This window comes from Pseudomonas sp. B23(2017) (assembly GCF_002113725.1).
GTDB lineage: Bacteria > Pseudomonadota > Gammaproteobacteria > Pseudomonadales > Pseudomonadaceae > Aquipseudomonas > Aquipseudomonas putida_Z.
Genome location: NZ_NEJM01000018.1, coordinates 42,248 through 63,555, shown reverse-complemented (window position 1 = coordinate 63,555; position 21,308 = coordinate 42,248). Strand labels below are relative to the sequence as shown.

Here is a 21,308-nt window from a genome sequence, read left to right as displayed (position 1 = left end):
CTGGTGGGCAAAAGGCAGGTGCTGATGGCGCGGCGCAGATGCCAGACGCCCAACAAGGTGCAAATGACCTATGTCCAAGCGTGATTATTATGAGGTACTGGGTGTCGAGCGCGGCGCCAGCGAAGCTGACCTCAAGAAGGCTTACCGCCGCCTGGCGATGAAGTACCACCCGGACCGAAACCCCGGCGACAAAGAGTCGGAAGACAAGTTCAAGGAGGCCAACGAGGCCTACGAAGTGCTGTCTGACGCCAGCAAGCGTGCGGCCTTCGACCAATACGGCCATGCGGGTGTAGACCCGAGCATGGGTGGCGGTGGCGCCGGTTTCGGCGGTGCCAACTTCTCCGACATCTTCGGCGATGTGTTCAGCGACTTCTTCGGTGGCGGCCGCGGCGGCTCGCGTGGCGGCGCCCAGCGCGGCAGCGACCTGCGCTACACCCTGGAGCTGAACCTGGAAGAGGCGGTGCGTGGCACCACGGTCAGCATCCGCGTGCCCACCCTGGTCAACTGCCAGCCTTGCGATGGCTCCGGTGCCAAGAAGGGCTCGACCCCGTCCACCTGCCCGACTTGTGGCGGTATCGGCCAGGTGCGCATGCAACAGGGCTTCTTCTCGGTACAGCAGACCTGCCCGCGCTGCCATGGCCAGGGCAAGATCATTACCGACCCCTGCACCTCGTGCCACGGCGAAGGCCGTGTCGAGGAATACAAGACGCTGTCGGTCAAGGTGCCGGCAGGTGTCGATACCGGCGACCGCATCCGCCTGTCGGGCGAGGGCGAGGCTGGTACCCATGGTGGCCCGACTGGCGACCTGTATGTGGTGATCAACGTGCGTGAGCACGAGATCTTCCAGCGTGATGGCAAGCACCTGTACTGCGAAGTACCGATCAGCTACACCGATGCCGCCCTGGGTGGCGAACTGGAAGTGCCGACCCTCGATGGTCGGGTGAAGCTGAAGATCCCGGAAGGTACCCAGACCGGCAAGCAGTTCCGTCTGCGCGGCAAGGGTGTTGCCCCGGTGCGTGGTGGTGGTGCGGGTGACCTGCTGTGCCGCGTGGCGGTGGAAACCCCGGTCAACCTCAGCCGCCGCCAGCGCGAGTTGCTCGAAGAGCTGCGTGATTCGCTGGAAGGCGATAGCTCCCACTCGCCCAAGGCCAGTGGCTGGTTCGATGGCGTGAAGCGCTTCTTCGGCGATCTCTGACAAGGAAATGGCTATGCGACGTATTGCAGTGATGGGCGCGGCAGGGCGGATGGGCAAGACCCTCGTCGAAGCCGTGCAGCAGCAGGCTCCCCAGGCGGGCCTGACGGCGGCGATCGACCGCCCGGACAGCTCGCTGGTGGGGGCTGATGCTGGTGAGTTGGCGGCCTTGGGCCGTATTGGTGTGCCGATTTCCGACGACCTGAGCAAGGTGGTTGATGAGTTCGACGTGCTGATCGACTTCACCCACCCTTCGGTAACCCTGAAGAACCTGGCGTTCTGCCGCAAGGCGGGCAAGGCCATGGTCATCGGCACCACTGGTTTCACTCCAGAAGAGAAGCAGCAGTTGGCCGAAGCCGGCAAGGAAATCCCGATCGTCTTCGCCGCCAACTTCAGCGTCGGCGTCAACCTGTGCCTGAAGCTGCTGGATACCGCGGCGCGCGTGCTGGGTGACGATGTGGATATCGAAATCCTCGAAGCGCACCACCGGCACAAGGTCGATGCGCCGTCGGGCACCGCGCTGCGCATGGGTGAAGTGGTTGCCCAGGCGCTGGGTCGCAACCTGCAGGAAGTGGCCGTGTATGGCCGTGAAGGGCAGACCGGTGCGCGTGAGCGTCAGACCATCGGCTTCGCCACCGTGCGTGCCGGTGATGTGGTGGGTGACCATACCGTGCTGTTCGCCGCCGAAGGCGAGCGCGTCGAGATTACCCACAAGGCTTCCAGCCGCATGACCTTCGCCAAGGGCGCCGTGCGTGCGGCGCTGTGGCTGGACGGGCGTGAGCCTGGCCTGTACGACATGCAGGATGTGCTCGAGCTGCGTTAAGCAGTTGGAGCGGTGTTGGCTTCTTCGCGGGTAAACCCGCTCCTACAGGTACAGCGTTGCCCTCAGGCATGGCGCTATCCCTGTAGGAGCGGGTTTACCCGCGAAGAAACCGGCACAGATGTCAGCCTGTCGCATTGATGTGTTTTAGAGGCACATCCGCGGTAGACCGAAAACGCACTTTTCTGTAAGCTACAGCTTTAGTGTGTCCACTAAAAGCGCGCAGCGAATTGAATTCAGCACATGAAAGCGGGGTGACGTGTCCATACGTCACTCCGCTTTTTTGCAACCTGCGATCGCCCTTTCATGCTTGATTTACGGGAGGTCTTCTTGACAAAGCCAGCCATACTCGCCCTTGCCGACGGCAGTATTTTCCGCGGTGAAGCTATCGGTGCCGACGGTCAGACCGTTGGTGAGGTGGTATTCAACACCGCTATGACCGGCTACCAGGAAATCCTTACAGACCCTTCCTACGCGCAGCAAATCGTTACCCTGACCTACCCGCACATCGGCAACACCGGTACTACCCCGGAAGACGCCGAGTCGAACCGCGTCTGGTCCGCTGGCCTGGTCATTCGTGACCTGCCGCTGCTGGCCAGCAACTGGCGTAATACCCAGTCGCTGCCTGAGTACCTCAAGGCCAACAACGTCGTCGCCATCGCCGGCATCGACACCCGTCGCCTGACCCGAATCCTGCGTGAAAAGGGCGCTCAGAACGGTTGCATCCTCGCCGGTGACAACATCAGCGAAGAAGCCGCCATCGCCGCTGCCCGCGCCTTCCCGGGCCTGAAGGGCATGGACCTGGCCAAGGTCGTTTCCACCAAGGAACGCTACGAGTGGCGCTCCAGCGTGTGGGAACTGAATACCGACAGCCACCCGACCATCGAAGCCGCTGACCTGCCTTACCACGTGGTCGCCTTCGACTACGGCGTCAAGCTGAACATCCTGCGCATGCTGGTTGCCCGTGGCTGCCGCGTGACCGTGGTGCCGGCCCAGACCCCGGCCAGCGAAGTGCTGGCACTCAACCCGGACGGCGTGTTCCTGTCCAACGGCCCTGGCGACCCCGAGCCGTGCGACTACGCCATCCAGGCGATCAAGGACATCCTCGAGACCGAGATCCCGGTATTCGGCATCTGCCTGGGCCACCAGCTGCTGGCCCTGGCTTCTGGTGCCAAGACCGTGAAAATGGGCCACGGCCACCACGGTGCCAACCACCCGGTCCAGGACCTGGACACCGGCGTGGTCATGATCACCAGCCAGAACCACGGCTTTGCCGTTGACGAGGCCACCCTGCCGGGCAACGTCCGCGCCATCCACAAGTCGCTGTTCGACGGCACCCTGCAGGGTATCGAGCGTACCGACAAGAGCGCGTTCAGCTTCCAGGGCCACCCTGAAGCGAGCCCAGGCCCGACCGACGTCGCGCCACTGTTCGATCGTTTCATCGATGCCATGGCCAAGCGCCGCTGAGCATCCTGCTTCAAGGCCCCGGGCCGGCTTGCGCCGCGCCCGGAAGCGCCTGACCCAGATTGTTCAAAGCGGCTTGCCGACTGACCCCGGATTTGAGTGACAACCATGCCAAAACGTACAGACATCAAAAGCATCCTGATTCTCGGCGCTGGCCCGATCGTGATCGGCCAGGCCTGCGAATTCGACTACTCCGGCGCCCAGGCTTGTAAGGCCCTGCGCGAGGAAGGTTTCCGCGTCATCCTGGTGAACTCCAACCCGGCCACCATCATGACCGACCCGGCCATGGCCGACGCCACCTACATCGAGCCGATCAAGTGGCAGTCGGTGGCCAAGATCATCGAGAAAGAGCGCCCGGACGCACTGCTGCCGACCATGGGTGGCCAGACTGCACTGAACTGCGCCCTGGACCTGGAGCGCCACGGCGTTCTGGAAAAGTTCGGCGTGGAAATGATCGGTGCCAACGCCGACACCATCGACAAGGCCGAAGACCGCTCGCGCTTCGACAAGGCGATGAAGGACATCGGCCTGGAGTGCCCGCGCTCCGGTATCGCCCACAGCATGGAAGAAGCCAACGCCGTCCTCGAGCGCCTGGGTTTCCCGTGCATCATCCGTCCGTCGTTCACCATGGGCGGCACCGGTGGTGGTATCGCCTACAACCGTGAAGAATTCGAAGAAATCTGCGCCCGTGGCCTGGACCTGTCGCCGACCAAGGAACTGCTGATCGACGAATCGCTGATCGGTTGGAAGGAGTACGAGATGGAGGTGGTCCGCGACAAGAAGGACAACTGCATCATCGTCTGCTCGATCGAGAACTTCGACCCGATGGGCGTGCACACCGGTGACTCGATCACCGTTGCCCCGGCACAGACCCTGACCGACAAGGAATACCAGATCATGCGCAACGCCTCGCTGGCGGTGCTGCGTGAAATCGGTGTGGAAACCGGCGGTTCCAACGTGCAGTTCGGTATCTGCCCGAACACTGGCCGCATGGTCGTGATCGAGATGAACCCGCGCGTTTCGCGTTCCTCGGCGCTGGCCTCCAAGGCCACCGGCTTCCCGATCGCCAAGATCGCTGCCAAGCTGGCTGTCGGCTACACCCTCGACGAACTGCAGAACGACATCACCGGCGGCCGCACCCCGGCGTCCTTCGAACCGTCGATCGACTATGTCGTCACCAAGCTGCCGCGTTTCGCCTTCGAGAAATTCCCGAAAGCCGACGCCCGCCTGACCACCCAGATGAAGTCCGTGGGTGAAGTCATGGCCATCGGCCGTACCTTCCAGGAGTCCCTGCAGAAAGCCCTGCGCGGCCTGGAAGTCGGCGCCTGCGGCCTCGACCCGAAAGTCGACCTGGCCAACCCTGAAGCCAGCAGCATCCTCAAGCGCGAGCTGACCGTACCGGGCGCCGAGCGTATCTGGTACGTGGCCGACGCCATGCGTGCCGGCATGACCTGCGAGCAGATCTTCGACCTGACCGGCATCGACATGTGGTTCCTGGTGCAGATGGAAGACCTGATCAAGGAAGAGGAGAAGGTCAAGACCCTGGCCCTGTCGTCGATCGACAAGGACTACATGCTGCGCCTCAAGCGCAAGGGCTTCTCCGACCAGCGCCTGGCCAAGCTGCTGGGTATCACCGACAAGAACCTGCGCCGTCACCGCCACAAGCTGGAAGTGTTCCCGGTGTACAAGCGCGTCGACACCTGCGCTGCCGAGTTCGCCACCGACACCGCCTACCTGTACTCCACCTACGAGGAAGAGTGCGAGGCCAACCCGTCGACCCGCGACAAGATCATGATTCTGGGTGGCGGCCCTAACCGTATCGGCCAGGGTATCGAGTTCGACTACTGCTGCGTACACGCCGCACTGGCGCTGCGTGAAGACGGTTACGAGACCATCATGGTCAACTGCAACCCGGAAACCGTCTCCACCGACTACGACACCTCCGACCGTCTGTACTTCGAGCCGCTGACCCTGGAAGACGTGCTGGAAGTGTGCCGCGTCGAGAAGCCGAAAGGCGTGATCGTCCACTACGGCGGCCAGACCCCGCTGAAACTGGCCCGCGCCCTGGAAGAAGCCGGCGTACCGATCATCGGTACCAGCCCGGATGCCATCGACCGCGCCGAAGACCGCGAGCGCTTCCAGCAGATGGTTCAGCGCCTGAACCTGCTGCAGCCGCCAAACGCCACCGTGCGCAGCGAAGAAGAAGCCATCAGCGCCGCTGGCGGCATCGGCTACCCGCTGGTAGTGCGCCCGTCCTACGTGCTGGGCGGCCGTGCCATGGAAATCGTCTACGAACTGGACGAGCTCAAGCGCTACCTGCGTGAAGCCGTACAGGTGTCCAACGACAGCCCGGTACTGCTCGACCACTTCCTCAACTGCGCCATCGAGATGGATGTGGATGCGGTGTGCGACGGCACCGACGTGGTGATCGGCGCGATCATGCAGCACATCGAGCAGGCCGGCGTTCACTCCGGTGACTCGGCGTGCTCGCTGCCACCTTACTCGCTGAGCAAGGAAGTGCAGGACGAAGTCCGCGTACAGGTCAAGAAAATGGCCCTGGAGCTGGGCGTGGTCGGCCTGATGAACGTGCAGCTGGCCCTGCAGGGCGACAAGATCTACGTGATCGAAGTCAACCCGCGTGCTTCGCGTACCGTGCCGTTCGTCTCCAAGTGCATCGGCACCTCCCTGGCGATGATCGCAGCCCGCGTCATGGCCGGCAAAACCCTCAAAGAGCTGGGCTTCACCCAGGAAATCATCCCGAACTTCTACAGCGTCAAGGAAGCCGTCTTCCCGTTCGCCAAGTTCCCGGGGGTTGACCCGATCCTCGGCCCTGAGATGAAATCGACCGGTGAAGTCATGGGTGTCGGTGACAGCTTCGGTGAAGCCTTCGCCAAGGCCCAGATGGGGGCCAGCGAAGTGCTGCCGACTGGCGGTACCGCCTTCATCAGCGTGCGTGACGACGACAAGCCGCAAGTGGCTGGCGTTGCCCGCGACCTGATCGCCCTGGGCTTCGAAGTGGTTGCAACTGCCGGCACTGCCAAGGTTATCGAAGCGGCTGGCCTGAAAGTGCGCCGTGTGAACAAGGTGACCGAAGGTCGTCCGCACGTGGTCGACATGATCAAGAACGACGAAGTGTCGCTGATCATCAACACCACCGAAGGCCGCCAGTCGATCGCCGATTCCTACTCGATTCGTCGCAATGCGCTGCAGCACAAGATTTACTGCACCACTACCATTGCGGCCGGTGAAGCCATCTGCGAGGCGCTGAAATTCGGTCCGGAAAAGACCGTTCGTCGCCTGCAGGATCTGCATGCAGGACTGAAAGCATGAGCATTACCAAGTACCCGATGACCGTCCAGGGCGCTCGCGCCCTGGAAGAGGAGCACCTGTTCCTGAGCAAGACCGAGCGCCCGCGCCTGAGCCAGGCCATCGGCGAAGCACGTGAACTGGGCGACCTCAAGGAAAACGCCGAATACCATGCCGCCCGTGAAGAGCAGGGCATGGTCGAGGCGCGTATCCGCGATATCGAAGGCCGCCTGCAGAACTCGGTGGTGATCGACGTGACCACCATCCCTCACACCGGCAAGGTGATTTTCGGTACCACCGTGGTACTGGCCAACACCGAAACCGATGAAGAGGTGTCCTACCAGATCGTCGGCGAGGATGAAGCTGACGTGAAGCAGGGCAAGCTCTCGAGCGGTGCGCCGATTGCCCGTGCCATCATCGGCAAGGAAGAAGGTGATACTGTCGTCGTCAAGACGCCTAGCGGGACGGTCGAGTACGAGATTGTCGAAGTCAAGCACATCTGACCGGCGCCTGCGGGCGCCATCCCTCGAGGGGATCCTCTGGCAGCTGGCCCAGGTTTTCTGGGTCGGTGGCTTGTGGGTGTTTCACGTGGGACTGGTGCCCGCGCTCAAGGTCAGTGGCCTGGCGCCGCTGCTGGTGCAGGATATCGCCGGGCAGATCGACCGCTGGTTGATCGGTGTGGCGCTGCTTGGCTTGTTGACCCAGCTGGCGGTGCTGGCAAGGGTGGACGGCCTGTCGGCCTGGTGGCAGCAGTTCCGTGGCCAGATGCTGTTGCTCGGCTTCGGTGCCTGCGTGGGGTATTACACCTTGCGCTACGGTATTTCCGTTGGCGAGCGCTGGCAGCTGCTCTGTTTCCTGGTGCTTGGCTTTTCCGGCATCGTGCTGGTGGCCCAGCCGGTTCCGGTCAAGGTGCGCCGCTAAACGGCTCGAGATCGCTGGGGCCGCTTTGCGGCCCTTTCGCGACACAAGGCCGCTCCCACAGGGATTGCGTTGTGCCGCAGGTCGGTGCAATCCCTGTGGGAGCAGCCTTGTGTCGCGATGGGCTGCGCAGCAGCCCCCCGTGCCGTTACTTGTAACGGTGGATATTGGACAGCTGCTTGTTCGGCTGTGGGTTCTTGCGGTAGATCAGGGCTTTCTTGCCAATGGTCTGCACCAGCTCGGCACGGCCGGCCTTGCACAGTTCGGCAATGGTCTCGGCCCGCTCTTCGCGGTCTTCCGAGCGAATTTCGACCTTGATCAGCTCATGGTCGACCAGGGCGCGCTCCAGTTCGGCGATGACGCCTTCATTCAAACCGTTGCCAGCAACGATCAGGACCGGCTTCAGGTCATGACCAATGGACTTGTATTGCTTCTTCTGCTCGTTATTGAGCGGCATAATCTGACCCTTTCCGTCTGATTCTGTAAAATTGACCGGCATTTTACCCGAGGGCCACCGGCTCCGCCCAGTCAATCACGACGCATATCATCGAGGTGCCCCGTGGTACAACGTTCCAAAAGCAGCGCAAACTGGCTGCGAGAGCATTTCAACGATCCTTTTGTGAAACAGGCACAAAAGGATGGCTACCGCTCGCGTGCGAGCTACAAATTGCTGGAGATCCAGGAAAAGGACCGGCTGATCCGCCCAGGCATGAGCGTGATCGACCTCGGCGCGGCTCCTGGTGGCTGGTCGCAGGTGACCAGTCGTCTGATTGGTGGCCAGGGCCGCCTGATCGCGTCCGACATCCTGGAGATGGACTCGATCCCCGATGTGACCTTCATCCAGGGCGATTTCACCCATGATGAAGTGCTGCAGCGCATTCTCGAGGCCGTCGGCGATTCGCATGTGGACCTTGTGATTTCCGACATGGCCCCCAATATGAGTGGTACGCCTGCGGTGGACATGCCGCGTGCCATGTTCCTCTGCGAGCTGGCCCTCGATCTGGCAACCCGCGTGCTGAAGCCCGGCGGCGATTTCCTGATCAAGATTTTCCAGGGCGAAGGTTTTGACGTGTACCTCAAGGACGTGCGCAGCAAGTTCGACAAGGTACAGATGCGCAAGCCGTCGTCGTCGCGTGACCGTTCCCGCGAGCAGTACCTGCTGGGCAGGGGTTTCAAGGGGGCATGAAAGGCGTGAAGCGTGGTGGCCGATAGTTATTTCCAATCGGCCGCTGCGTCAGGATCGTCCGAACTTCGTGTAGTCTAGCTTTCACAAAGGGTTACAGACGGTGCCTGCGGCTGCGTAGGTAATGTAGTAAGTTAGGGCGATGAATATCATGCGAGGAACGGCTGCGTCGTGCGCCGACCTCAGAGGGTAGCGAATTGAACGACATGGCAAAGAATCTGATCCTGTGGTTGATCATCGCAGCTGTCCTGGTGACAGTGATGAACAACTTCTCCAGCCCTAACGAGCCGCAGACCCTCAACTATTCCGACTTCATCCAGCAGGTCAAGGATGGCAAGGTCGAGCGTGTGACCGTCGACGGCTACATCATTACCGGCAAGCGCGCCGACGGCGACAATTTCAAGACCGTTCGCCCGGCCATTACCGACAACGGCCTGATCGGCGACCTGGTCGACAACCACGTCATCGTCGAAGGCAAGCAGCCTGAGCAGCAGAGCATCTGGACCCAGCTGCTGGTGGCGAGCTTCCCGATCCTGGTGATCATCGCCGTGTTCATGTTCTTCATGCGCCAGATGCAGGGCGGCGCGGGCGGCAAGGGCGGGCCGATGAGCTTCGGCAAGAGCAAGGCGCGCCTGCTGTCCGAAGACCAGGTCAAGACCACTCTGGCCGACGTTGCAGGTTGCGACGAAGCCAAGGAAGAGGTCGGCGAGCTGGTCGAGTTCCTGCGCGACCCGGGCAAGTTCCAGCGCCTGGGCGGCCGTATCCCGCGTGGCGTGCTGATGGTCGGCCCGCCCGGTACCGGTAAGACCTTGCTTGCCAAGGCCATCGCCGGCGAGGCGAAAGTGCCGTTCTTCACCATTTCCGGTTCGGACTTCGTGGAAATGTTCGTCGGTGTCGGTGCCAGCCGTGTGCGCGACATGTTCGAGCAGGCCAAGAAGCACGCCCCGTGCATCATCTTCATCGACGAGATCGACGCCGTTGGTCGCCACCGTGGCGCCGGCATGGGTGGCGGTCACGACGAGCGTGAGCAAACCCTCAACCAGTTGCTGGTGGAGATGGACGGCTTCGAAATGAACGATGGCATCATCGTCATCGCCGCTACCAACCGTCCGGACGTGCTCGACCCGGCTCTGCTGCGCCCCGGCCGCTTCGACCGCCAGGTGGTGGTTGGCCTGCCGGATATTCGTGGTCGTGAGCAGATCCTCAAGGTGCACATGCGCAAGGTGCCGGTCGGCGAGAACGTCAACCCGGCGGTCATTGCCCGTGGTACCCCTGGCTTCTCCGGTGCGGACCTGGCCAACCTGGTCAACGAGGCCTCACTGTTTGCCGCGCGCGCCAACAAGCGCCTGGTCGAAATGAAAGAGTTCGAGCTGGCCAAGGACAAGATCATGATGGGCGCCGAGCGCAAGACCATGGTCATGTCCGAGAAAGAGAAGCAGAACACTGCCTATCACGAGGCTGGCCACGCCATTGTCGGTCGCCTGGTGCCTGAGCACGATCCGGTCTACAAGGTTTCGATCATTCCGCGCGGTCGTGCCCTGGGCGTGACCATGTTCCTGCCGGAAGAAGACCGCTACAGCCTGTCCAAGCGCGCACTGATCAGCCAGATCTGCTCGCTGTACGGCGGCCGTATTGCCGAAGAAATGACCCTGGGCTTCGACGGTGTCACTACCGGCGCGTCCAACGACATCATGCGTGCCAGCCAGATCGCCCGAAACATGGTGACCAAGTGGGGCCTTTCCGAAAAACTCGGCCCGCTGATGTACGCCGAGGAAGAAGGCGAGGTGTTCCTGGGTCGCAGTGCTGCCAGCCAGCACGCCAGCGTTTCCGGCGAAACCGCCAAGCTGATCGACTCGGAAGTGCGCAGCATCATCGACCAGTGCTACGCCACGGCCAAGCAATTGCTCACCGACAACCGTGACAAGCTCGATGCCATGGCCGAAGCGCTGATGAAGTACGAGACCATCGACGCCGAGCAGATTGACGATATCATGGCTGGCCGTACCCCCCGCGAACCGCGCGACTGGGATGATGACTCGGCTTCGGGCAAGCCTGCTGCCCAGGGTGATCGCCCGGAATCGCCGATCGGCGGTCCAGCGGCTCAACACTAAGGGCATCTATGAGCTCAGCGCAGTACCCGACCCGGTTGCCTTGCGGCAACCGGGTTCTTGATTTGTCGCGTACCCATGTCATGGGTATTCTCAATATCACCCCTGATTCCTTTTCTGATGGTGGGCGCTTCAACCAGCGCGACGAGGCGTTGCGTCATGCCGAAGCGATGGTTGCCGCAGGCGCCACGCTGATCGATATCGGCGGCGAGTCCACGCGTCCGGGCGCGCGCGCGGTATCGGTGACCGAGGAGCTGGAGCGGGTAGCCCCCATGGTCGAGGCGATCAACAGCCGCCTCGATGTGGTCATCTCGGTCGATACCTCCACCCCGGCGGTCATGCGTGAATCGGCGCGCCTCGGTGCCGGGCTGATCAACGACGTGCGAGCCCTGGAGCGCGATGGCGCCCTGGACGCTGCCGCGGATACCGGCCTGCCGGTATGCCTCATGCACATGCGCGGCGAGCCGGGTAACATGCAGGACGACCCACATTACGAAGATGTGACCGCCGACGTTACGCGTTACCTTGAGCAGCGAATGGCCGCCTGCGCTGCGGCGGGCATCGACGCAAACAGAATCATCCTTGATCCGGGCTTCGGTTTCGCCAAGACACTGGCGCACAACCTGAGCCTGTTCAAGCATATGGAAGCGCTCTATCGCCTTGGGCGCCCGCTGCTGGTGGGTGTTTCACGCAAGAGCATGATCGGCCTGACGCTGGAACGTCCGGTCGGCGAGCGGTTGTACGGCAGCCTCGCGCTGGCGGCGTTGGCCATGACCAAGGGGGCGAGCATCCTTCGTGTCCATGACGTGGCCGAAACCGTTGATGTGGTGCGCATGATCGCTGCGGTGCAAAACGCCGAATAAGAACATTGGAGTCCCTATGAGCAGAAAATACTTTGGTACCGACGGCATTCGTGGCCGCGTCGGCGAATACCCGATCACGCCTGACTTCATGCTGAAGCTTGGTTGGGCGGCCGGCATGGCCTTCCGCAAGCAAGGCCACTGCCGGGTGCTGGTTGGCAAGGACACGCGTATTTCCGGCTACATGTTCGAGTCCGCACTCGAAGCCGGCCTGTCCGCGGCAGGTGCCGACGTGATGCTGCTCGGGCCGATGCCTACGCCGGCCATCGCCTACCTGACGCGTACCTTCCACGCCGAAGCCGGCATCGTCATCAGCGCCTCGCACAACCCGCACGATGACAACGGCATCAAGTTCTTCTCGGGCCAGGGGACCAAGCTGCCGGACGAAGTCGAGCTGATGATCGAGGAATTGCTCGACCAGCCGATGACCGTTGTCGAGTCGGGCAAGCTGGGCAAGGTTTCGCGCATCAACGATGCCGCCGGCCGCTACATCGAGTTCTGCAAGAGCAGCGTGCCGAGCAGCACCAGTTTCGACGGCCTCAAGCTGGTGGTCGATTGCGCCCATGGCGCCACCTACAAGGTCGCGCCAAGCGTGTTCCGCGAGCTGGGTGCCGACGTGACCGTGCTGCATGCCCAGCCCGACGGCCTGAACATCAACGAAGGCTGTGGCTCGACTCACATCGAATCGCTGCAGGCTGCCGTGCTGGTCGGTCATGCCGACCTGGGCATCGCCTTCGACGGTGATGGCGACCGAGTGCTGATGGTCGACCACACCGGCGCCATCGTCGATGGTGACGAACTGCTGTTCATCATCGCCCGCGACATGCAGGAGCGGGGCAAGCTGCAGGGCGGGGTAGTGGGCACGCTGATGAGCAACCTGGGCCTGGAGCTTGCGCTGAAGGAGCTGGATATCCCGTTCGTGCGGGCCAAGGTCGGTGACCGTTATGTCATGGCCGAGCTGCTGGAGCGTGAGTGGCTGGTCGGTGGTGAAAACTCCGGTCACGTCGTGTGCTGCAATCACACCACCACTGGTGACGCGATAATCGCTGCGCTGCAGGTGCTGATGGCGCTCAAGCGCCGTGGCGAAACCCTCGCCCAGGCTCGTCAGGCCCTGCGCAAGTGCCCGCAGGTGCTGATCAACGTGCGCTATGGCGCCAGCAAGGTCGACCCGCTGGAGCACCCGGCGGTCAAGGAAGCCAGTGCCAAGGTGACCGAGGCCTTGGCCGGCCGCGGCCGCGTGCTGCTGCGCAAATCCGGTACCGAGCCGTTGGTGCGGGTGATGGTCGAGGGCGAGGACGAAAGCCAGGTGCGTGCGCACGCAGAAGCGTTGGCCAAACTGGTTGGCGAAGTTTGTGTCTGAAGGCGCTTGCCAGCGCAGATAGGGTTGGGTACTATCTGCGCCCACTTTGACCGACGAGGTAAAGCATGCGTCGCCCTATGGTAGCTGGTAACTGGAAGATGCACGGTACCCGCGCTAGCGTCGCTGAGCTGACCGAAGGCTTGAGAAATCTGGCCTTGCCGAGCGGAGTGGAAGTCGCGGTGTTTCCACCGGCCTTGTTCATCAATCAAGTGATCGATGGCCTGGCAGGCAAGGAAATTACTGTCGGCGCACAGAATTCTGCAGTACAACCCGAGCAGGGTGCGCTGACCGGAGAAGTTGCTCCGGAACAGCTGGTTGAAGCAGGCTGCAAGTTGGTGTTGATTGGTCATTCGGAGCGTCGCCAGATCATTGGTGAAACCGACGAAGTGCTCAATCGCAAGTTTGCAGCGGCCCTAGCCAAAGGTTTGAAGCCAGTGCTTTGCATCGGGGAAACCCTTGAAGAGCGCGAGGCCGGCAAAACGCTCGAAGTTGTCGGGCGTCAACTAAGCAGTATCATCGAGGCATTCGGTGTTAAGGCTTTTGCCAATGCAGTAATTGCCTATGAGCCTGTATGGGCCATTGGCACTGGCCTTACGGCCACGCCACAGCAGGCCCAGGATGTGCATGCAGCCATCCGCGGCCAGCTGGCGGCAGAAGATGCTGAAGTGGCTGCGAAGGTGCAGTTGCTCTACGGCGGCAGCGTGAAGGCGGCCAATGCGGCCGAACTGTTCGGCATGCCGGATATCGATGGGGGGCTCATTGGTGGAGCTTCCCTGAACGCAGACGAATTCGGTGCAATTTGTCGCGCCGCAGGAAACTGAACAAATGCTGGAAACAGTCATCGTTGTTTTTCATCTGTTGGCAGCGCTGTCGCTTGTAGTGCTGGTTCTGTTGCAACAGGGTAAAGGTGCCGAAGCAGGTGCATCTTTCGGCGCGGGTGCTTCAAATACCGTGTTCGGGAGCCAGGGCTCTGCAACGTTCCTGAGTAAATTAACTGCTATACTCGCTGCCACTTTCTTTTTGACAGCACTTGGGTTAGGATACTTCGCGAAGCAACAAGCTCACCAGCTTAGCCAAGCAGGTCTTCCAGATCCAGCAGTGCTAGAAGTGAAAGAGCCGCAGAAACCGGCAGTTAATGATGATGTACCGGTGCTCCAGCAGCAGAAGAGCGAAACCACTCCTAATACGGGTGATGTACCTCCTCCAGCACAAGAGCAGAAGTAACGGGTTTCAAGTAGTAGTATTGCCGAGGTGGTGGAATTGGTAGACACGCAACCTTGAGGTGGTTGTGCCCATAGGGTGTAGGGGTTCGAGTCCCCTTCTCGGTACCAATTAAAGCTTGAGAGCCCGCTTTAGCGGGCTTTCTTGCAGGTGAAGGTTCGGATTTGACCCTCAGGAGGGTTCGGTCTTATACTTTCGCCCCAGCTTTGTCGCGGGGTGGAGCAGCTTGGTAGCTCGTCGGGCTCATAACCCGAAGGTCGTTGGTTCAAATCCAGCCCCCGCAACCAGCTTCAGCGGAGCCCCTTTTCAGGGGCTTTTTGCTAACCGAACAGTTTTCGGCGTCGTTGTCCAACGGCGCTTTCAGGGATGGGCGCTTCGCCCATTTTTTATTTGCACAGCATGCACGAGGGGGTTCAGGTGTCGAGCAAGCTAGAACAGTTGCAGGCCTTGTTGGCCCCGGTTGTCGAGGGTCTGGGCTATCAATGCTGGGGGATCGAATACGTTTCCCAGGGTAAGCATTCGGTACTGCGCATCTACATCGACAAGGAAGGCGGCATCCTGGTGGACGACTGCGAAGCGGTCAGCCGTCAGGCCAGCGCAATTCTCGATGTGGAAGATCCGATCAGCAGTGAATACACCCTCGAGGTGTCTTCTCCAGGCATGGATCGCCCACTGTTCACTCTGGAACAGTTTGCCTCGCATGCCGGCGAACAAGTGAAGATCAAGCTGCGCTCACCCTTCGAGGGTCGTCGTAACTTCCAGGGCCTTCTCCGCGGTGTGGAGGAGCAGGATGTGGTGGTCCAGGTGGACAATCAAGAGTTCCTGTTGCCGATCGACTCGATCGACAAGGCCAATATTATTCCCAGTTTTGACTGAGACGTGCCGGGCCCGGCGGACTATCCGGGCCCAATGGCTTGCGCAAGGCGAGGCGTACGATGAGCAAAGAAGTACTGCTGGTTGTTGAATCGGTATCCAACGAAAAAGGTGTACCGCCCGGCGTCATTTTCGAAGCGCTGGAAGTGGCACTGGCCACTGCAACCAAAAAACGTTTTGAAGACGAAGTCGACCTGCGTGTGGAAATCAACCGCCACACCGGTAGCTACGAGACCTTCCGTCGCTGGACCGTGGTCGACGAAGCCGATCTTGATGATCCGGCGATCGAGACCTGGTTGAGCAAGATTCACGAAACCCACCCTGAAGCCAAGGTCGGTGACGTGATCGAAGAGAAGATCGAGTCCATCGAGTTCGGTCGTATTGCCGCCCAGACCGCCAAGCAGGTCATCGTGCAGAAGGTCCGTGAGGCCGAGCGTGCCCAGGTGGTCGATGCCTACCGCGAGCGCGTTGGCGAGATCATCTCCGGTACCGTCAAAAAGGTTACCCGCGACAACGTCATCGTTGACCTGGGCAACAACGCAGAGGCCCTGCTGGCCCGCGAAGACATCATTCCGCGTGAGACCTTCCGTGTTGGCGTGCGCCTGCGTGCGCTGCTCAAGGAAATTCGCACCGAGAACCGTGGCCCTCAGCTGATCCTGTCGCGCACCGCGCCACAGATGCTGATCGAGCTTTTCCGCATCGAAGTGCCGGAAATTGCCGAAGGCCTCATCGAAGTCATGGCTGCCTCCCGTGATCCGGGTTCGCGAGCCAAGATCGCCGTCCGCTCCAAGGACAAGCGCATCGACCCGCAAGGCGCCTGCATCGGCATGCGTGGTTCGCGCGTCCAGGCCGTATCCGGGGAGCTGGGTGGTGAGCGTGTGGATATCGTCCTGTGGGACGATAACCCGGCGCAGTTTGTCATCAACGCCATGTCGCCGGCTGAAGTTGCGGCGATCATCGTTGATGAAGATGCCCATGCCATGGACATCGCCGTTGCCGAGGACAACCTGGCCCAGGCCATTGGTCGTGGCGGTCAGAACGTTCGCCTGGCCAGTCAGCTGACCGGCTGGACCCTGAACGTGATGACCGAGAAGGACATCCAGGCCAAGCAGCAGGCCGAAACCGGTGACATCCTGCGCAATTTCATCGATGAACTGGAAGTCGACGAGGAGCTGGCCCAAGTGCTGGTCGACGAAGGCTTCACCAGCCTCGAAGAAATTGCCTACGTACCGTTGGAAGAAATGCTCAACATCGATGGCTTTGACGAAGATATCGTCAACGAGCTCCGCGCTCGAGCCAAGGACCGTTTGTTGACCAAGGCCATCGCTACCGAAGAAAAACTGGCAGACGCCCATCCGGCTGACGACCTGCTCTCCCTCGAGGGCATGGACAAGGACCTGGCGGCGGAACTGGCGGTGCGCGGCGTGGTTAACCGCGAAGACCTGGCCGAGCAGTCGATCGACGATCTGCTCGACATCGACGGCATCGACGAAGAGCGTGCCGGCAAGTTGATCATGGCCGCCCGAGCCCACTGGTTCGAGTAATTAGGCGCGGCCTGAGGAGAGAAGTGCATGACGCAAGTCACGGTGAAAGAACTGGCCCAAGAGGTCGAGGCACCGGTAGAGCGCCTGCTGCAGCAGATGCGTGAGGCAGGTCTGCCGCACACCGACGCCGGTCAGGTAGTGACCGACAATGAGAAGCAGACCTTGCTGACTCATTTGAAGAGCAGCCACAAGAGCAAGGCGGAAGAACCGCGCAAGATTACCTTGCAGCGCAAAACCACCAGCACCCTGCGTGTCGCCGGTAGCAAGAGCATCAGCGTAGAAGTACGCAAGAAGAAAGTATTCGTGCAGCGCAGCCCGGAAGAAATCCAGGCTGAGCAGAAGCGTGAACTGGATGAGCGCCGCGCGGCTGAAAATGCCGCTCGCGAGAAGGTCGAGGCCGAAGTTCGCCAGCGCAACGAAGAGCAGGCTCGCCGTCAGGCCGCCGATACCGCTGCTGCAGCCCCTGCGCCTGCCGCCAAGCCAGAGGCGGCGCCAGCCGCTGCCCCGGCCCCGGTAGTTGCCGATGCCCCGGCGTCCGAAGACGCCGCAGCCCGTGCCGCCGAGCGCAAGAAGGACGAAGCCCGTCGCAACGAAGGCCGCACCCGTGACGAAGACCGTCGTGGTGGCGAGCGTCGTGGCGAGGCCCCGCGCGTGTCGATCAAGGTCAAGGTCAAGGAGAAGGAAAAGGCTCCGACTCCTCGTGCCGCACCGCGCACCACCGATGAAGAGAGCGATGGCGTACGCCGTGGCCGCGGTGGCAAGAGCAAGCTGAAGAAGCGCAACCAGCACGGCTTCCAGAACCCGACCGGTCCAGTCATCCGTGACGTGACCATCGGCGAGACCATCACCGTCTCGGAACTGGCCCAACAGATGTCGGTCAAGGCCGCTGAAGTGGTCAAGTTCATGTTCAAGCTGGGTACCCCGGTCACCATCAACCAGGTGCTCGACCAGGAAACCGCTCAGCTGGTCGCCGAAGAACTGGGCCACAAAGTGACCCTGGTCAGCGATACCGCCCTGGAAGACTCCCTGGCCGAATCGCTGAAGTTCGAAGGTGAAGTCGAATCGCGTGCGCCGGTCGTTACCGTCATGGGTCACGTTGACCACGGCAAGACCTCGCTGCTCGACTACATCCGTCGTGCCAAGGTTGCCGCTGGCGAAGCCGGTGGTATTACCCAGCACATCGGTGCCTACCACGTGGAAACCGACCGCGGCATGGTCACCTTCCTCGATACCCCAGGCCACGCTGCGTTCACCGCAATGCGTGCCCGTGGTGCCAAGGCTACCGACATCGTCATCCTGGTGGTGGCGGCGGACGACGGCGTGATGCCGCAAACCCGCGAAGCCGTTCAGCATGCCAAGGCAGCTGGCGTTCCGCTGGTGGTTGCGGTGAACAAGATCGACAAGCCGGGTGCCGATATCGATCGCATCCGCAACGAGCTGGCCGTCGAAGGCGTGACCTCCGAGGACTGGGGTGGTGACACTCCGTTCGTCAAGGTTTCGGCGAAGATGGGTACCGGCGTCGACGAACTGCTCGAAGCTGTCCTGCTGCAGGCCGAGATCCTCGAGCTGACCGCTACCCCGACCGCTCCAGGTCGTGGCGTGGTTGTCGAATCGCGTCTGGACAAGGGCCGTGGCCCGGTGGCTACCATCCTGGTTCAGGACGGTACCCTGCGTCAGGGCGACATGGTCCTGTGCGGTTCCAACTATGGCCGCGTGCGCGCCATGCTCGACGAGAACGGCAAGCCTGTGAAGGAAGCCGGCCCGTCGATCCCGGTCGAAATCCTCGGCCTGGACGGTACCCCGGAAGCCGGTGACGAGCTGTCCGTGGTTGCCGACGAGAAGAAGGCCCGTGAGGTTGCCCTGTTCCGTCAAGGCAAGTACCGCGAGGTCAAGCTGGCCCGTGCTCACGCCGGCAAGCTGGAAAACATCTTCGAGACCATGGGTCAGGAAGAGAAGAAGACCCTCAACATCGTCCTCAAGACCGACGTGCGTGGTTCCCTGGAAGCACTGCAGGGTTCGCTGTCGGGCCTGGGCAACGACGAAGTTCAGGTACGCGTGATCGGTGGCGGCGTCGGTGGTATCACCGAAAGCGACGCCAACCTGGCGCTGGCTTCGAATGCAGTACTGTTCGGCTTCAACGTGCGTGCCGATGCCGGCGCGCGCAAGATCGTCGAGCAGGAAGGTCTGGATATGCGTTACTACAACGTGATCTACGACATCATCGAAGACGTCAAGAAGGCCCTGACCGGCATGCTCGGCAGCGATGTTCGCGAGAACATCCTGGGTGTCGCCGAAGTACGTGACGTGTTCCGTTCGCCGAAGTTCGGCGCCATCGCTGGCTGTATGGTCATCGAGGGTACCGTGTACCGCAACCGTCCGATCCGCGTACTGCGCGAAGACGTTGTGATCTTCGAAGGCGAACTGGAGTCGCTGCGTCGCTTCAAGGACGACGCCTCCGAAGTGCGTAACGGCATGGAGTGCGGTATTGGCGTGAAGAGCTACAACGACGTCAAGGTCGGCGACAAGATCGAAGTCTTCGAGAAAGTCCAGGTTGCTCGTACCCTTTAAGGGTGAGCAGGGCGCCAGCCCCCGCCGCAGGGCGGTGGGCAGTGCCTCAGTAGGTAGCGCCCGGTCAGGCATCAGCCTGACCGGGCGTTTGCCGCTTTAAGTTACAGGTAGCAAGAATGGCCAAAGAATACAGCCGTACCCAACGTATCGGTGATCAGATGCAGCGCGAGCTGGCCGAGCTGATCCGCCGTGAAGTCAAGGACCCCCGCGTCGGTCTGGTCACCATCACCGCTGTGGATGTCAGCCGCGACCTAGGCCATGCCAAGGTCTTCATCACCGTCATGGGCGAAGAAACGCCAGACGCAGTGCAGCAGTCGCTCAAGGCCCTGAACAGCGCCGCCAGCTTCCTGCGCCTGCACCTGGGCCGCTCGATGCAGCTGCGCAGCGTGCCGCAACTGCATTTCCACTTCGACGAAAGCGTCAGCCGCGGTGTCCACCTGTCGGCACTGATCGAGCGCGCGGTCGCCGAAGACCGCCTGCACAAGGATGCCGACAAGCCGGACGCCGAGGAGTAAGCGGTGGCCCAGGTCAAACGTATCCGCCGCAACGTCAGCGGCATCATCCTGCTCGACAAGCCGCTGGGCTTCACCTCCAACGCCGCCCTGCAAAAGGTGCGCTGGCTGCTCAACGCGGAAAAGGCCGGCCACACCGGCAGCCTCGACCCGCTGGCAACCGGCGTGTTGCCGCTGTGCTTCGGCGAAGCGACCAAGTTTTCGCAGTACCTGCTCGATTCCGACAAGGGCTACGAAACGGTCATGCAGATGGGGCAGACTACCAACACCGGTGATGCCGAAGGTGAGGTGCTGCAGACCCGCGAGGTGACCGTTGGTCGCGCCGACATCGAGGCCCTGCTGCCGCGTTTTCGTGGCCAGATCAGCCAGATACCGCCGATGTACTCGGCGCTCAAGCGTGACGGCCAGCCGCTGTACAAGCTGGCACGTGCAGGAGAGGTAGTGGAGCGCGAGGCGCGTTCTGTTACTATTGGCCGCTTGGAGTTGCTCGAGTGCGAAGGCACCCGTGCACGGTTGAGCGTAGGATGCAGCAAAGGCACCTATATCCGCACCCTGGTGGAGGATATCGGCGAGGCCCTTGGCTGCGGCGCCTATGTCGCCGAGCTGCGCAGGACCCAGGCCGGGCCTTTCGCGCTGGCACAGACGGTCACCCTCGAGGAACTCGAACAGGCCCACGCCGAAGGCGGCAACGAAGCGCTCGACCGCTTCCTCATGCCCTCGGACAGCGGCCTGCAGGACTGGCCGCTGGTGTGCCTGTCCGAACACAGTGCGTTCTACTGGCTGCATGGGCAGGCGGTACGCGCGCCGGACGCGCCACAATTTGGCATGGTCCGGGTACAGGATCACAATGCACGCTTCATCGGTATCGGTGAAGTGAGCGAAGACGGGCGCATTGCGCCGCGTCGGCTGATTCGGTCGGAATGACCGAAACCGTGAGGCCAGGCAGTTGCCAGGCCCCACGGCACCAAGGGTGGCTGTCAGTAGGCACGGTCACACCTTTTTTATTAATACAGGGATTTGTCCCTGGCCTATTGGACCCCGCATGCGGGATCCGTTATCAGGAGAAGCCAAATGGCCCTCAGCGTTGAAGAAAAAGCTCAGATCGTTGCCGAATACCAGCAAGCCGCCGGCGATACCGGTAGCCCGGAAGTGCAGGTTGCTCTGCTGACCGCCAACATCAACAAGCTGCAAGGCCACTTCAAGGCCAACGACAAAGACCACCACTCCCGTCGTGGTCTGATTCGTATGGTCAACCAGCGTCGCAAGCTGCTGGACTACCTGAAGGGCAAAGACACCACTCGTTACAGCGCCCTGATCGGTCGCCTGGGTCTGCGTCGCTAATAGCGGCCTGGCCAGTGGTGTGCATGGCGTGTCGCAGG

19 protein-coding genes and 2 tRNA genes are annotated in these 21,308 nt (G+C 61.6%); 20 read left to right on the top strand and 1 reads right to left on the bottom strand.

What is annotated here, in order from left to right:
- Window positions 1–70: 70 nt before the first annotated feature.
- The 6 genes from dnaJ (at window position 71) to CAG46_RS24040 (ending at window position 7,703) form a co-directional block, all read left to right on the top strand.
- Window positions 71–1,195, top strand: a complete 1,125-nt coding sequence (gene dnaJ / locus CAG46_RS24065) for a molecular chaperone DnaJ (protein ID WP_025340707.1) — start codon at window positions 71–73, stop codon at window positions 1,193–1,195.
- A 13-nt stretch (window positions 1,196–1,208) separates the two neighbouring features.
- Window positions 1,209–2,015, top strand: coding sequence for a 4-hydroxy-tetrahydrodipicolinate reductase (gene dapB, locus CAG46_RS24060; RefSeq protein WP_013974295.1), 807 nt, complete (start codon window positions 1,209–1,211; stop codon window positions 2,013–2,015).
- Between the two features lie 327 nt (window positions 2,016–2,342).
- Window positions 2,343–3,479 carry a glutamine-hydrolyzing carbamoyl-phosphate synthase small subunit gene (gene carA / locus CAG46_RS24055; RefSeq protein WP_085617923.1) on the top strand — a complete coding sequence of 379 codons (1,137 nt, stop codon included), beginning with the start codon at window positions 2,343–2,345 and terminating at the stop codon, window positions 3,477–3,479.
- Window positions 3,480–3,584: 105 nt separating this feature from the next.
- The gene (gene carB, locus CAG46_RS24050; protein WP_015271865.1) at window positions 3,585–6,806 is read left to right on the top strand and encodes a carbamoyl-phosphate synthase large subunit; all 3,222 of its coding nucleotides are present in this window, start codon (window positions 3,585–3,587) and stop codon (window positions 6,804–6,806) included.
- Entirely contained in the window at window positions 6,803–7,285 is a 483-nt protein-coding gene (greA, locus tag CAG46_RS24045; protein ID WP_013974292.1) for a transcription elongation factor GreA, read from the top strand. Before carB ends, greA begins: the two co-directional genes overlap by 4 nt.
- Window positions 7,263–7,703, top strand: a complete 441-nt coding sequence (locus CAG46_RS24040) for a hypothetical protein (RefSeq protein ID WP_049798463.1) — start codon at window positions 7,263–7,265, stop codon at window positions 7,701–7,703. Before greA ends, CAG46_RS24040 begins: the two co-directional genes overlap by 23 nt.
- A 145-nt stretch (window positions 7,704–7,848) precedes the next feature.
- On the opposite strand, the gene yhbY is transcribed toward CAG46_RS24040, so the two are convergent.
- A complete protein-coding gene (gene yhbY / locus CAG46_RS24035) occupies window positions 7,849–8,157 on the bottom strand; it encodes a ribosome assembly RNA-binding protein YhbY (protein WP_003249945.1) in 309 nt (102 codons plus the stop codon).
- 102 nt (window positions 8,158–8,259) lie between these two features.
- Between yhbY and rlmE the strand changes: the two genes are divergently transcribed.
- The 14 genes from rlmE (at window position 8,260) to rpsO (ending at window position 21,270) form a co-directional block, all read left to right on the top strand.
- On the top strand, window positions 8,260–8,886 hold the full coding sequence (gene rlmE, locus CAG46_RS24030) for a 23S rRNA (uridine(2552)-2'-O)-methyltransferase RlmE (RefSeq protein ID WP_025340705.1): 627 nt from the start codon (window positions 8,260–8,262) through the stop codon (window positions 8,884–8,886).
- A gap of 203 nt (window positions 8,887–9,089) precedes the next feature.
- Window positions 9,090–10,994 carry an ATP-dependent zinc metalloprotease FtsH gene (gene ftsH, locus CAG46_RS24025; protein WP_025340704.1) on the top strand — a complete coding sequence of 635 codons (1,905 nt, stop codon included), beginning with the start codon at window positions 9,090–9,092 and terminating at the stop codon, window positions 10,992–10,994.
- A gap of 8 nt (window positions 10,995–11,002) precedes the next feature.
- Window positions 11,003–11,854 (top strand): dihydropteroate synthase, encoded by an 852-nt coding sequence (gene folP, locus CAG46_RS24020; protein WP_075046426.1) that lies wholly within the window; start codon window positions 11,003–11,005, stop codon window positions 11,852–11,854.
- Between the two features lie 16 nt (window positions 11,855–11,870).
- Window positions 11,871–13,211, top strand: coding sequence for a phosphoglucosamine mutase (glmM, locus tag CAG46_RS24015; RefSeq protein ID WP_085591700.1), 1,341 nt, complete (start codon window positions 11,871–11,873; stop codon window positions 13,209–13,211).
- A 65-nt stretch (window positions 13,212–13,276) separates the two neighbouring features.
- Window positions 13,277–14,032, top strand: coding sequence for a triose-phosphate isomerase (gene tpiA, locus CAG46_RS24010; RefSeq protein ID WP_085617921.1), 756 nt, complete (start codon window positions 13,277–13,279; stop codon window positions 14,030–14,032).
- 4 nt (window positions 14,033–14,036) lie between these two features.
- Window positions 14,037–14,435, top strand: coding sequence for a preprotein translocase subunit SecG (gene secG / locus CAG46_RS24005; protein WP_015271857.1), 399 nt, complete (start codon window positions 14,037–14,039; stop codon window positions 14,433–14,435).
- A gap of 21 nt (window positions 14,436–14,456) precedes the next feature.
- Window positions 14,457–14,542 (top strand) — tRNA-Leu (locus tag CAG46_RS24000).
- Between the two features lie 100 nt (window positions 14,543–14,642).
- Window positions 14,643–14,719 (top strand) — tRNA-Met (locus CAG46_RS23995).
- A gap of 130 nt (window positions 14,720–14,849) precedes the next feature.
- Window positions 14,850–15,308 carry a ribosome maturation factor RimP gene (rimP, locus tag CAG46_RS23990; RefSeq protein ID WP_003249960.1) on the top strand — a complete coding sequence of 153 codons (459 nt, stop codon included), beginning with the start codon at window positions 14,850–14,852 and terminating at the stop codon, window positions 15,306–15,308.
- 59 nt (window positions 15,309–15,367) lie between these two features.
- Window positions 15,368–16,849 carry a transcription termination factor NusA gene (gene nusA, locus CAG46_RS23985; protein ID WP_003258062.1) on the top strand — a complete coding sequence of 494 codons (1,482 nt, stop codon included), beginning with the start codon at window positions 15,368–15,370 and terminating at the stop codon, window positions 16,847–16,849.
- Between the two features lie 27 nt (window positions 16,850–16,876).
- Window positions 16,877–19,417, top strand: coding sequence for a translation initiation factor IF-2 (gene infB / locus CAG46_RS23980; protein WP_025340700.1), 2,541 nt, complete (start codon window positions 16,877–16,879; stop codon window positions 19,415–19,417).
- A gap of 116 nt (window positions 19,418–19,533) precedes the next feature.
- Window positions 19,534–19,932 (top strand): 30S ribosome-binding factor RbfA, encoded by a 399-nt coding sequence (gene rbfA / locus CAG46_RS23975; protein WP_025340699.1) that lies wholly within the window; start codon window positions 19,534–19,536, stop codon window positions 19,930–19,932.
- Between the two features lie 3 nt (window positions 19,933–19,935).
- Window positions 19,936–20,853, top strand: a complete 918-nt coding sequence (gene truB / locus CAG46_RS23970; protein WP_013974284.1) for a tRNA pseudouridine(55) synthase TruB — start codon at window positions 19,936–19,938, stop codon at window positions 20,851–20,853.
- 147 nt (window positions 20,854–21,000) lie between these two features.
- A complete protein-coding gene (rpsO, locus tag CAG46_RS23965) occupies window positions 21,001–21,270 on the top strand; it encodes a 30S ribosomal protein S15 (protein WP_003249971.1) in 270 nt (89 codons plus the stop codon).
- The last annotated feature ends 38 nt before the right edge of the window (window positions 21,271–21,308 follow it).